At 38.1% G+C, this 12843-nt stretch carries 13 protein-coding genes; all 13 read left to right on the forward strand.

Annotation, left to right across the window (positions count from 1 at the left end; all coding sequences use genetic code 11):
* Nucleotide 1 precedes the first annotated feature (1 nt).
* Nucleotides 2-1903, forward strand: a complete 1902-nt coding sequence (ftsH, locus tag DN408_RS29115) for an ATP-dependent zinc metalloprotease FtsH (protein WP_002091565.1) — start codon at nt 2-4, stop codon at nt 1901-1903.
* 221 nt (nt 1904-2124) lie between these two features.
* Complete coding sequence (locus DN408_RS29120; protein WP_147740498.1) at nt 2125-2913, forward strand: type III pantothenate kinase; 789 nt, start codon at nt 2125-2127, stop codon at nt 2911-2913.
* Between the two features lie 6 nt (nt 2914-2919).
* Complete coding sequence (gene hslO / locus DN408_RS29125; RefSeq protein ID WP_002009693.1) at nt 2920-3795, forward strand: redox-regulated molecular chaperone HslO; 876 nt, start codon at nt 2920-2922, stop codon at nt 3793-3795.
* Between the two features lie 117 nt (nt 3796-3912).
* The gene (cysK, locus tag DN408_RS29130) at nt 3913-4836 is read left to right on the forward strand and encodes a cysteine synthase A (RefSeq protein WP_002130221.1); all 924 of its coding nucleotides are present in this window, start codon (nt 3913-3915) and stop codon (nt 4834-4836) included.
* A 223-nt stretch (nt 4837-5059) separates the two neighbouring features.
* Entirely contained in the window at nt 5060-6457 is a 1398-nt protein-coding gene (gene trpE, locus DN408_RS29135) for an anthranilate synthase component I (protein WP_147740499.1), read from the forward strand.
* Between the two features lie 5 nt (nt 6458-6462).
* Complete coding sequence (gene pabA / locus DN408_RS29140) at nt 6463-7050, forward strand: aminodeoxychorismate/anthranilate synthase component II (protein ID WP_002130225.1); 588 nt, start codon at nt 6463-6465, stop codon at nt 7048-7050.
* The gene (pabC, locus tag DN408_RS29145; protein WP_016119042.1) at nt 7044-7916 is read left to right on the forward strand and encodes an aminodeoxychorismate lyase; all 873 of its coding nucleotides are present in this window, start codon (nt 7044-7046) and stop codon (nt 7914-7916) included. The genes pabA and pabC overlap by 7 nt, the downstream gene beginning before the upstream one ends.
* Nucleotides 7891-8751: a dihydropteroate synthase gene (gene folP / locus DN408_RS29150; RefSeq protein WP_078178527.1), complete on the forward strand. Its 861-nt coding sequence runs from the start codon at nt 7891-7893 to the stop codon at nt 8749-8751. Before pabC ends, folP begins: the two co-directional genes overlap by 26 nt.
* Nucleotides 8752-9114 (forward strand): dihydroneopterin aldolase, encoded by a 363-nt coding sequence (folB, locus tag DN408_RS29155; protein WP_002130228.1) that lies wholly within the window; start codon nt 8752-8754, stop codon nt 9112-9114.
* A complete protein-coding gene (gene folK / locus DN408_RS29160; protein ID WP_002124564.1) occupies nt 9111-9626 on the forward strand; it encodes a 2-amino-4-hydroxy-6-hydroxymethyldihydropteridine diphosphokinase in 516 nt (171 codons plus the stop codon). Before folB ends, folK begins: the two co-directional genes overlap by 4 nt.
* Nucleotides 9578-9781 carry a helix-turn-helix domain-containing protein gene (locus DN408_RS29165; RefSeq protein ID WP_002009706.1) on the forward strand — a complete coding sequence of 68 codons (204 nt, stop codon included), beginning with the start codon at nt 9578-9580 and terminating at the stop codon, nt 9779-9781. Before folK ends, DN408_RS29165 begins: the two co-directional genes overlap by 49 nt.
* Nucleotides 9782-9804: 23 nt before the next feature.
* Entirely contained in the window at nt 9805-10803 is a 999-nt protein-coding gene (dusB, locus tag DN408_RS29170; RefSeq protein ID WP_002009708.1) for a tRNA dihydrouridine synthase DusB, read from the forward strand.
* A gap of 160 nt (nt 10804-10963) precedes the next feature.
* Nucleotides 10964-12463 (forward strand): lysine--tRNA ligase, encoded by a 1500-nt coding sequence (gene lysS, locus DN408_RS29175; protein ID WP_002009709.1) that lies wholly within the window; start codon nt 10964-10966, stop codon nt 12461-12463.
* Nucleotides 12464-12843: the final 380 nt, after the last annotated feature.

A 12843-nucleotide genomic window follows, 5' to 3' on the forward strand; every position in this document is an offset into this window, starting at 1 on the left:
AATGAATCGTATCTTCCGTAATACCATCTTTTATTTACTGATATTCTTAGTAGTAATTGGAATCGTGAGCTATTTTAATGGTTCGACGCAAAAAACGACATCAGTTAGCTACGATAAATTCATTACTCAACTTGAAAAAGGTGAAGTGCGTAATGTGCAGCTTCAACCGAAAAATGGTGTGTTTGAGGTAAAGGGACAATTCAAGACTTCTAGCCAAGGAGAACAATTTGTTACTTATGCACCAAATACTGAGGAATTACAAAAGAAAATTAATGATAAAGCGCAAGGGGCTGAAGTTAAGTATCAACCAGCAGAAGAAACAAGTGCTTGGGTAACGTTCTTTACTTCTATCATTCCGTTTGTCATTATCTTCATTTTATTCTTCTTCTTATTAAACCAAGCTCAGGGCGGCGGTAGTCGTGTTATGAACTTCGGGAAAAGTAAGGCGAAGCTATACAATGATGAAAAGAAAAAAATTCGTTTCAGAGATGTTGCTGGAGCGGATGAAGAGAAACAAGAACTTGTTGAGGTAGTTGAATTCTTGAAAGACCCTCGTAAGTTCGCTGAAGTTGGTGCCCGTATTCCGAAGGGTGTTCTATTAGTGGGACCTCCAGGTACAGGTAAAACTTTACTAGCACGTGCTGTTGCAGGTGAAGCAGGCGTTCCGTTCTTCTCTATTAGTGGTTCTGACTTCGTAGAGATGTTCGTCGGTGTCGGTGCATCCCGTGTACGTGATTTATTTGAAAATGCAAAGAAAAATGCTCCTTGTATCATTTTCATTGATGAAATTGATGCAGTAGGACGTCAACGTGGCGCGGGTCTTGGCGGTGGTCATGATGAGCGTGAACAAACGTTGAACCAATTGCTTGTTGAAATGGATGGATTCGGTGCAAACGAAGGTATTATTATCATCGCTGCGACAAACCGTCCTGATATTCTTGATCCAGCGTTATTACGTCCAGGTCGTTTTGACCGTCAAATTACAGTAGATCGTCCAGATGTAAATGGTCGTGAAGCTGTACTTAAGGTACACGCTCGTAATAAACCGCTTGATGAGAATGTCAACTTAAGAGCAATTGCAACTCGTACACCAGGATTCTCTGGTGCCGATCTTGAAAACTTATTAAACGAAGCTGCTTTAGTAGCTGCGCGTCAAGATAAGAAGAAAATTGATATGAGTGACATCGATGAAGCGACGGATCGTGTTATTGCAGGTCCAGCTAAGAAAAGTCGCGTTATCTCTGAAAAAGAACGTAATATCGTTGCATTCCATGAGGCTGGCCATACTGTAATTGGTGTTGTTCTTGATGAAGCAGATATCGTTCATAAAGTAACAATTGTCCCTCGTGGTCAAGCTGGTGGATATGCGGTAATGCTTCCGAAGGAAGATCGTTACTTCATGACAAAACCAGAGTTACTTGATAAAATCACTGGTTTACTTGGTGGTCGAGTAGCTGAGGAGATTGTATTTGGTGAAGCAAGTACAGGTGCTCACAACGACTTCCAACGTGCGACTGGTATTGCAAGACGTATGGTTACAGAATTCGGGATGAGTGATAAGCTTGGACCGATGCAATTTGGTAGCTCACAAGGTGGTCAGGTATTCTTAGGAAGAGACTTCCATTCAGAACAAAACTACAGTGATGCAATCGCGCATGAAATTGATGTGGAAATGCAAATAATTATTAAAGACTGTTATGCTCGCGCGAAACAAATTCTTACTGAAAAACGAGATAAGCTTGATATTATCGCAAAAACGTTACTTGAAGTAGAAACATTAGATGCAGAGCAAATTAATCATTTATATGATTATGGCAGATTACCTGAGCGTCCAACATCTTCAGATGATGTGAAAGTAAACATCAATATGAAGAAAGACGATGAAGATACAGAAGATAAGTAAGAAAAAAAGGAGTGACAATAGTCACTCCTTTTTTTGTGGAATGAATTTAAGTGGCAAAAAAAATTGAATGAAACTATTATTAAAAATTGAAATAGAGAGTAATCTTTTTGTACAATGATGAGTATAGAAAAACTGATTATATAAGTATGTGTGATATGATGTTTTTGTAAGTTTTATACATACTGCGCAAATATAGATTAAATAAGATAAGTGGTGAGAATATGATTTTTGTATTGGATGTAGGGAACACAAATGCGGTACTAGGTGTGTTTGAAGAGGGGGAACTTCGTCAGCATTGGCGCATGGAAACAGATCGTCATAAAACAGAAGATGAGTATGGGATGCTTGTAAAGCAGTTACTTGAGCATGAAGGTCTTTCTTTTAAAGATGTGAAAGGTATTATTGTGTCTTCAGTTGTACCGCCAATTATGTTCGCTTTAGAGCGTATGTGTGAAAAGTATTTTAAAATTAAACCGCTTGTAGTGGGGCCTGGGATAAAAACTGGCTTGAATATTAAATATGAAAATCCACGTGAAGTAGGCGCGGACCGAATTGTAAATGCAGTAGCAGGAATCCACTTATATGGAAGTCCGCTTATTATTGTTGATTTTGGTACGGCTACTACATATTGTTATATTAACGAAGAGAAGCATTATATGGGTGGCGTCATTACGCCGGGAATTATGATTTCGGCAGAGGCTTTATATAGCAGGGCAGCAAAGCTTCCTCGTATTGAAATTACAAAACCGGGTAGTGTTATCGGGAAGAATACAGTAAGTGCAATGCAATCAGGTATTCTTTATGGATACGTTGGACAAGTGGAAGGTATTGTTAAGCGTATGAAGGAAGAAGCTAAGCAAGAACCGAAAGTTATTGCAACAGGTGGATTAGCAAAATTAATTTCAGAAGAATCAAATGTAATTGATATTGTAGATCCGTTTTTAACGTTAAAAGGTTTGTATATGTTATATGAGCGTAATGCAAATTTACAACATGAGAAGGGTGAATAAATAAGTATGAAAGATTATTTAGTAAAAGCGTTAGCGTTTAATGGAGAGGTTCGTGCTTATAGTGTACGTACAACAAATACAGTAAGTGAGGCGCAAAAGCGTCATGATACATGGAGAACAGCTTCAGCGGCACTTGGTCGTTCTTTAACTGCGGGTACAATGATGGGTGCTATGTTAAAAGGCGAGCAGAAGTTAACGATTAAAGTAGAGGGTAACGGCCCGATTGGTCCTATCTTAGTCGATGCTCATGCAAATGGGGATGTACGTGGTTATGTAACGAATCCGCATGTTGATTTTGAAGGAACGGAACAAGGGAAATTACGTGTATATCAAGCGGTAGGTACAGAAGGATTTGTAACGGTAATTAAAGATATCGGTATGCGTGAACCGTTTATTGGTCAATCTCCCATTGTTTCAGGAGAACTAGGGGAAGATTTCACATATTATTTCGCGGTTTCTGAGCAGACGCCTTCTTCTGTAGGTGTTGGTGTTCTTGTAAATGGAGATGATAGCGTATTAGCGGCGGGTGGATTCATTCTTCAAATTATGCCAGGTGCGCAGGAAGAAACAATTTCATTTATTGAAGAGCGTCTTCAACAAATCCCGCCAGTATCACAATTAATCGAACAAGGTCTTTCTCCAGAAGAATTACTGTATGAAGTGCTTGGAGAAGATAAAGTGAAAGTGCTAGAAACAATGGATGTTCAATTTAATTGTACATGTTCACGTGAGCGTATTGAAAGTGTGCTAATTAGTTTAGGTAAAGCGGAGTTAGAACAAATTCGTGCAGAAGAAGAAGAGACGGAAGTTCACTGTCACTTCTGTAATGAACGACATAAATTCGCTAAAGAAGATATTACAAGTCTAATTGAGAAGCTGTAATAAAGAAGTTTAGGTGGAGAATCAGCCGCCCAAATAGATTGACAAATAGGGAATTTTCTGACAAAATCTAAATATAGATAAAACCAATAAAAATACTCGGTGTTAGGAGTGACAGGAATGCGAGTGGCACAATCAGTTTCAGAATTAATCGGGAAAACGCCGATCGTTAAGTTGAACCGCATCGTAGAATCAGACAGCGCAGATGTATATTTAAAATTAGAATTTATGAATCCGGGGAGCAGTGTTAAAGATCGTATCGCGTTAGCTATGATTGAAGATGCTGAAAATAAAGGATTATTAAAAGAGGGCGATACAATCATTGAGCCGACAAGTGGTAACACAGGTATTGGCTTAGCGATGGTAGCAGCTGCTAAAGGATATAAGGCAATTTTAGTAATGCCAGAAACAATGAGTATTGAGCGTCGTAATTTATTACGCGCTTACGGTGCTGAATTAGTATTGACTCCAGGACCTGAAGGAATGGGCGGAGCAATTCGAAAGGCAACTGAATTAGCAGAAGAACATGGGTACTTTATACCACAACAGTTCCAAAATCAAGCGAATCCAGAAATCCATCGTATAACAACAGGTCCAGAAATTGTTGAACAGATGGGGGATCAATTAGATGCTTTTATCGCAGGTATTGGTACAGGTGGAACAATTACAGGTGCCGGTGAAGTGCTGAAAGAGGCTTATAAAGATATCAAAATTTACGCGGTAGAACCTGCGGATTCACCAGTATTATCTGGTGGAAAGCCAGGACCACATAAGATCCAAGGAATTGGAGCGGGGTTTGTTCCGGAGACATTGGATGTAGAGGTATATGATGAAATTATTCAAGTGAAAACGGAGCAAGCGTTCGAATATGCGAGAAGAGTGGCTAAAGAAGAAGGTATTTTAGTTGGTATCTCTTCGGGAGCGGTCGTTTATGCAGCGACAGAAGTTGCGAAGAAATTAGGTAAAGGGAAAAAGGTACTTGTTATTATCCCAAGTAACGGTGAACGATATTTAAGTACACCACTTTATCAATTTGAGTCATAAGTGAATGTGATTTGAAAAGCATCCTTAAAAAAGGATGCTTTTTCTTTTTTGATTGGAAAAAGGAAAAGAGTGAATGACTAGAAAACTTCATGTAAAATAAGAAGTAGTATAATTAATTTATTTTCACTAGCCCTCAAGTGTAGTCATTCTCTATATAAATAATTTTATGTAGTTTGATTTGATTGGCTTAAGAGGGTGGGATAACAGAAGACGGGGTGTTGATATGCAACGAAGAAAATCTTTAGCGCTTTCTATTCCATATCAGTTAGATTTCTTTAAGCAATATAAATTTCTTTCTCAGGATAAGCCGCAACATATTTTGTTAGAAAGTGGACGTGGTGGTCGTTATAATATTGTTGGGCTGGATCCAGTAGCGGTAATTCAGGGTAAGAATGAGACGTTACATATAAGTGAAAGTGGTAAGGAAACAATAAAGCGAGGGAATCCGTTAGATTTAATGCAAGCGTATATGGAGAAATGGAAAACGGATTATAATCCGGAGTACCCACCTTTTCAAGGTGGGGCAATTGGATACTTTAGTTATGATTGTATCCGTTATATTGAAAAACTTTCTTCTCTTGCGAAGGATGATATTAATATACCTGACATATTCTTTTTGTTATTTGATGACGTGTTTGTGTATGATCAACAGGAGAGAGTGTTATGGATTATTACGCATTATGTAGATGAGTGTGAAGAGGCAGAAGAACGATTAAATGAATGGAAGGGTCTTTGGATGAAAGAAGCCCCCGAAGTGACTATGCCGTTTGAATCTCCTGAAAAGAAAAATGAAGCAGTCGCTTTTACGGAAGAGGGCTTTATGAAGGCCGTTGAACGTATTCAAGAATATATTGGAGCGGGTGATGTGTTTCAAGTAAACTTGTCGACAAGACAAGAAAGAACATTACAAACACATCCACTAGAAATATATACAAGTCTTCGTGAAATTAATCCATCTCCATATATGGGTTACTTGGAGTTTGGAGATTTTCAAATTGTTAGTGCTTCGCCTGAATTGCTAATTAAAAAGCAAGGAAAAGAAGTGAGTACAAGACCGATTGCTGGTACGCGCTCTCGAGGAGCAAGTGAGCAAGAGGATGAAGAATTAGCGAAAGAATTAATTGAAAATGAAAAGGAAAGAGCAGAGCATGTAATGCTTGTGGATTTAGAACGAAATGACTTGGGCCGGGTTTGTAAATATGGCACTGTTGAAGTAGATGAATTTATGGTAATTGAAAAATACTCACACGTTATGCATATTGTTTCTAATGTGCGTGGTGAGGTGGAAGTAGATAAAGATGCTTTCGATTTGGTGAAGGCTGTATTTCCTGGTGGGACAATTACCGGTGCCCCGAAAATACGTACGATGGAAATCATTGAAGAATTAGAACCTGTTCGCCGAGGGATTTATACGGGTTCAATTGGTTGGATTGGTTATTCTGGAGATACGGAATTGAATATTGTAATCCGAACACTACTTGCTAAAGATGGACAAGCGCATGTGCAAGCTGGAGCGGGTATTGTAATTGATTCAAATCCAAAAGATGAATATAAAGAGTCGTTAAAAAAAGCAATCGCTTTATGGCGTGCAAAAGAAAGTAGCGAAGAAACGGTTAGGTGAGAGAAATGATATTAATGATTGATAATTATGATTCTTTTACATTTAATTTAGTGCAATTTCTTGGAGAACTTGGACAAGAGCTTGTTGTTAAGCGTAATGATGAAGTGACTATTTCGGATATTGAGAATATGAAACCAGATTTTTTAATGATTTCGCCAGGTCCATGTAGTCCTAATGAGGCGGGAATCAGTATGGAGGTTATTAAATATTTTGCAGGTAAGCTTCCGATTTTTGGGGTCTGTCTTGGACATCAATCAATTGCGCAAGTATTTGGAGGGGATGTTGTCAGGGCAGAGCGTTTGATGCATGGAAAAACATCTTTAATGCATCATGATGGGCAGACGATTTTTTCTGATATCCCAAATCCATTTACCGCGACACGTTATCACTCTCTTATCGTTAAAAAAGAGACGTTACCGAATTGTTTAGAGATAACATCTTGGACTGAAGAAGGTGAAATTATGGCGCTTCGTCATAAAACGTTGCCGATTGAAGGGGTACAATTTCATCCGGAATCTATTATGACTTCTCATGGGAAAGAGTTGCTACAGAATTTCATTCGCAAATATAGCCCAAGTGTGACATCGTGTTAATTTACGTAAATGGCGCGTATGTAGAAGCGAGTGAAGCGAAAATTTCTCCTTATGACCACGGTTACCTATATGGACTTGGGGTTTTTGAGACATTTCGTATTTATAATGGTCATCCCTTTTTATTGGATGATCATTATGAACGCTTAATGGATGCGCTCGATATATTGCAAATCAAATGGACAATGACAAAAGATGAAGTGATGCTTATTTTAAAGAATCTACTTGTTAAGAATGGGTTAAAGCATGCATATGTGCGCTTAAATGTATCGGCGGGTATAGATGAAATAGGATTACAAACGGAAGTATATGAAGAACCGTCTGTTATTGTTTTTATAAAACCTTTAGCATCTCCAGGGAATGTAGTGGAAAAAGAAGGAGTTATTTTAAAGCAAGTGAGAAATACACCAGAGGGTGCATTTCGCTTGAAGTCCCATCATTATTTAAATAATATTTTAGGGAAACGCGAAATTGGAAATGTTGTGAATAAGGAAGGTATTTTTCTTACCGAAACAGGTTATGTTGCAGAGGGTATTGTTTCGAATCTCTTTTTTGTTAAAGGAGATATTTTATATACTCCTTCATTAGAAACAGGGATTTTAAACGGAATCACTCGTGCGTTTATTATAAAGGCTGCTGAAGAGCTAGATATAGAAGTAAAGGAAGGTTTCTTTACAAAAGATGAATTGCTTTCAGCGGATGAAGTGTTCGTAACGAACTCTATTCAAGAGATTGTCCCTCTTTATCGTATAGAGGAGAAAGATTTCCCGGGTAAAGTGGGAGTGGTTACAAAAAGACTTATGGATCTTTATGGAGTGCAGAGAGAGAAATTGTGGAGCAGAAATGAATTGCGAAGAGGAGATGTGTAGTTTGAAGTGGGATTATGATTTGCGCTGCGGCGAATATACATTGAACTTAAATGAAAAGACATTAATTATGGGGATTTTAAATGTAACGCCAGATTCATTTTCTGATGGTGGGAGTTACAACGAAGTAGATGCTGCGGTGCGACATGCGAAAGAAATGAAAAGTGAAGGTGCCCATATTATTGATATTGGCGGCGAATCTACCCGCCCGGGTTTCGCTAAAGTTTCAGTAGAAGAGGAAATAAAGCGAGTTGTTCCAATGATTCAGGCAGTGTCAAAAGAAGTAAAGCTACCTATTTCTATTGATACGTATAAAGCTGAGGTTGCGAAACAAGCGATTGAAGCTGGTGCTCATATTATTAATGATATTTGGGGAGCGAAGGCGGAACCGAGGATTGCTGAAGTTGCAGCCTATTATGATGTGCCCATTATCTTAATGCATAACCGAGATAATATGAATTACCGCAATTTAATGGCCGATATGATTGCTGATTTGTATGAAAGTATTAAAATTGCTAAAGATGCTGGTGTGCGAGATGAGAATATTATTTTAGACCCAGGTATCGGTTTTGCGAAAACACCTGAGCAAAATTTAGAAGCGATGCGCAATTTAGAACAATTAAATGTACTGGGTTACCCAGTTCTCTTAGGTACTTCAAGAAAGTCCTTTATTGGCCATGTGTTAGATTTGCCAGTGGAGGAACGTCTTGAAGGAACGGGAGCTACCGTTTGTCTTGGTATTGAAAAGGGCTGTGAGTTTATCCGTGTTCATGATTTGAAAGAAATGGCGCGTATGGCTAAGATGATGGACGCGATGATTGGTAAGGGGGCAAAGTAATTGGATAAAATTTATATCCATGATATGGAGTTTTACGGTTATCATGGTGTATTCCCAGAAGAAAATAAATTGGGTCAGAGATTTAAAGTGGATTTAACGGTGGAGTTGGATTTAAAACGTGCAGGAGAAAGCGACGACTTAGAGTATTCTGTCAATTACGGGGAGCTTTTCGAACTATGTAGAAAAGTGGTTGAAGATAGAACGTATAAGCTTGTAGAGAGTATTGCTGAAAATATCGCTACAGATATATTGAAACAATATGAGAGTATTTCACAGTGTACAATTAAGGTAATTAAACCGGATCCGCCGATACCGGGACATTATCGTGCTGTAGCGGTAGAAATTACGAGAGAACGTCCATGAATAATATAGCGTACATTGCATTAGGTTCCAATATTGGGGAGCGTTATACTTATTTAACTGAAGCAATTCAGTTTTTAAATAAAAACCAGCATATCCAAGTTGATGATGTTTCGTCTGTATATGAAACTGATCCGGTTGGCTATACTGACCAAAATTGCTTTTTAAATTTAGTTATAAAAATTTCTACCAATTTATCACCGCAAGAATTATTGAAAGTAACACAAAAGGTAGAGAATGACCTAGGAAGAAAAAGGGAAATTAGATGGGGCCCGAGGACCATCGACCTTGACATTTTACTATATAATCAAGAAAATATTGAAGCAGAGAATCTTATTGTTCCGCATCCGCGGATGTTCGAAAGAGCTTTTGTTATCGTTCCGTTGTTAGAAATCAATCAAGATATAAAACAAGACATTTCACGTTCACAAGTAGAAGAAATGAAAAGGCGAGAGGGAGTAACGGTATGGAAGCAGAAAAATGGGGAAGACGCATTCGTGCTTTTCGAAAGCTAAAAGGCTATACGCAAGAAGGTTTTGCGAAAGAATTAGGGGTATCTGTATCGGTTTTAGGTGAAGTTGAAAGGGGCAATAGATCACCTTCCCAAGATTTTGTAGTAGAAGTCGCTAAAACATTAAACGTTTCAATAGACGAATTGATGCCAAAGTGACCGTAAAGGAAGGAGTAAGTCGGGTGTTAAAGATTGCAAATATTGAGATGAAAAATCCAGTTGTACTAGCACCGATGGCGGGAGTGTGTAACTCTGCATTCCGTTTGACGGTAAAAGAATTTGGTGCAGGTTTAGTTTGTGCTGAAATGGTAAGTGATAAGGCAATATTACTTAATAACAAAAGAACATTAGATATGTTATATATCGATGAGAGAGAAAAGCCATTAAGTTTACAAATTTTTGGTGGAGAGAAAGAAACTCTTGTAGATGCTGCGAAATACGTAGATAAATATACGACAGCAGACATTATTGATATTAATATGGGGTGCCCAGTACCGAAAATCACTAAGTGTGATGCAGGAGCAAAGTGGCTTTTAGACCCAAATAAAATATATGAGATGGTAGCGGCGGTTGTAGATGCTGTTGAAAAGCCAGTTACAGTTAAAATGCGTATTGGTTGGGATGAAGAACATATTTTCGCAATAGAAAATGCTAGAGCTGTTGAGCGTGCTGGTGGACAAGCGATAGCGGTTCATGGGCGTACACGAGTGCAAATGTATGAAGGTAAAGCGGATTGGAATATTATTAAACAAGTAAAGCAGGCTGTAAATATTCCGGTTATCGGAAATGGTGATGTCGAAACACCACAAGATGCAAAGCGTATGCTTGATGAAATTGGTGTAGATGGTGTTATGATTGGTCGCGCTGCTCTTGGAGATCCGTGGATGATTTATCGTACGGTAAAGTATTTAGAGACAGGTGAGTTAATGCCGGAACCAACAGTGCGTGAGAAAATTGATGTATGTATGTTGCATCTAGATCGTCTTATCGATTTAAAGAACGAAAATGTTGCCGTAAGAGAGATGAGAAAGCATGCAGCTTGGTATTTAAAAGGTGTTCGTGGTAATGCGAGTGTGCGTAATGGTATCAATACTTGCGACACACGTGAGGACCTTGCGAATGTATTAGGTGCATTTGTAGAAGAAGTAGAAGCGAAACAACAAACAATTTATGTTGGTTAATAAGGGGGCATAGGAGATTGACATTCTTCTATACACTTCCTATAATTACGTGAAAGAAAGAAGAACTGCCAGTTAGTTGCTGGCAGTTTTTCTAGTTGAGTAGAAAATGCTATACTGTATATATTGTAAAAATTAATAGAGCTGGAGTGATATTAATATCATGGATAACATGAACCACGAAGAATTAAACGACCAATTGCTTGTTCGTCGTGAAAAGCTACATAATTTACGTGAGCAAGGAATCGATCCGTTCGGTAAACGATTTGAACGCACAAATTCAACAACTGACTTAGTAAGTCTATATGGAGAATTCTCTAAAGAAGAATTAGAAGAGAAAGAAATCACTGTTTCTATCGCTGGTCGTATTATGACAAAACGCGGTAAAGGAAAAGCGGGATTTGCGCATATTCAAGATTTACAGGGGCAAGTTCAAATTTATGTTCGTAAAGATACTGTTGGAGATGAAGAGTACGAATTATTTACGACAGCAGATTTAGGTGACTTAGTAGGTATTGAAGGTAAAGTGTTCAAAACAAACGTTGGAGAACTTTCAGTAAAAGCAATAGGATTTACACTTTTAACGAAATCCCTTCGTCCATTACCGGATAAATACCATGGATTAAAAGATGTTGAACAACGCTATCGTCAACGTTACTTGGACTTAATTACAAGTATGGAAAGCCGTGAAACGTTCGTTACCCGTAGTAAAATCATTCGTGAAATGAGAAGATATTTAGATGACAACGGTTATCTTGAAGTAGAAACGCCTATGATGCACGCGATTGCAGGTGGAGCATCTGCTCGTCCTTTCACTACACACCATAATGCGTTAGATATGGAATTATATATGCGTATCGCAATTGAACTTCATTTAAAACGTCTTATTGTGGGTGGATTAGAAAAGGTTTATGAGATCGGCCGTGTATTCCGTAATGAGGGTGTATCAACTCGTCATAACCCTGAGTTTACGATGATTGAATTATATGAAGCGTACGCTGATTATAATGATATTATGAAACTAACAGAAAATATGGTTGCTCATATCGCGAAAAAAGTATTGGGTACAACGACAATCCAATATGGTGATTATGAAATTAATCTAGAGCCAGAATGGACACGTCTTCATATGGTAGATGCAATTAAGCAACACTCTGGAGCAGATTTCTGGAATCCAATGAGTGTAGAAGAAGCGCGTGAACTTGCAAAAGAACATAATGTGGAAATTAAGAATACAATGGAAGTTGGTCATATTATTAATGAGTTCTTCGAACAAAAAGTAGAAGATAAATTAATCCAACCAACATTTATTTACGGTCATCCGGTAGAAATTTCGCCACTTGCGAAAAAGAATGACGAAGATCCACGATTCACAGATCGTTTCGAGTTATTTATCGTTGCACGTGAACATGCAAATGCATTCACTGAGTTAAATGATCCAATCGATCAAAAAGAACGTTTTGAAGCTCAACTAAAAGAGCGCGAGCAAGGTAATGACGAAGCTCACATGATGGATGATGATTATATCGAAGCTCTTGAGTACGGTATGCCTCCTACGGGAGGGTTAGGAATCGGTATTGATCGTCTTGTTATGTTATTAACAAACGCACCATCTATTCGTGACGTACTATTATTCCCGGCTATGCGCCATAAACAAGACTAAGCTTTGGAGATTTCTCCAAAGCTTTTTTTATTTCTTTATTTGAGGGGAGAGAAACCTTCTATTAAAAGGAAAGCGAGATTATTACTCGTTAAATGGATGCCAGATTAAAAAACTATACTTATATAGAAGAAAGGTGCTGTTTTTATGCTTTTTTACTAAGTTAAAAATTTTATTAGAAAAACTATTGCATTTCATTTTTCCACATGATATATTAATAACCGTCGCTGATGCGGAAACGCAGAAACGACAAAAAAGAAATTGAAAAACTTAGTTGACATCGAAAAATGAAGATGTTAACATAAGGAAGTCGCAAATGAGCGACTAAGTAGTTCTTTGAAAACTGAACGAAACAAACAACGTAAACGTCAATTTTTATTTTT

Source organism: Bacillus sp. AR13-1 (assembly GCF_008042285.1).
GTDB classification, from domain to species: Bacteria; Bacillota; Bacilli; order Bacillales; family Bacillaceae_G; genus Bacillus_A; species Bacillus_A mycoides.

Bases quoted from the DNA above. Each gene is read 5' to 3' on its own strand.
- ftsH (WP_002091565.1), top strand. From the start codon at position 2: ATGAATCGTATCTTCCGTAATACCATCTTTTATTTACTGATATTCTTA.
- DN408_RS29120 (WP_147740498.1), top strand. From the start codon at position 2,125: ATGATTTTTGTATTGGATGTAGGGAACACAAATGCGGTACTAGGTGTG.
- hslO (WP_002009693.1), top strand. From the start codon at position 2,920: ATGAAAGATTATTTAGTAAAAGCGTTAGCGTTTAATGGAGAGGTTCGT.
- cysK (WP_002130221.1), top strand. From the start codon at position 3,913: ATGCGAGTGGCACAATCAGTTTCAGAATTAATCGGGAAAACGCCGATC.
- trpE (WP_147740499.1), top strand. From the start codon at position 5,060: ATGCAACGAAGAAAATCTTTAGCGCTTTCTATTCCATATCAGTTAGAT.
- pabA (WP_002130225.1), top strand. From the start codon at position 6,463: ATGATATTAATGATTGATAATTATGATTCTTTTACATTTAATTTAGTG.
- folP (WP_078178527.1), top strand. From the start codon at position 7,891: ATGAATTGCGAAGAGGAGATGTGTAGTTTGAAGTGGGATTATGATTTG.
- folK (WP_002124564.1), top strand. From the start codon at position 9,111: ATGAATAATATAGCGTACATTGCATTAGGTTCCAATATTGGGGAGCGT.
- DN408_RS29165 (WP_002009706.1), top strand. From the start codon at position 9,578: ATGGAAGCAGAAAAATGGGGAAGACGCATTCGTGCTTTTCGAAAGCTA.
- lysS (WP_002009709.1), top strand. From the start codon at position 10,964: ATGGATAACATGAACCACGAAGAATTAAACGACCAATTGCTTGTTCGT.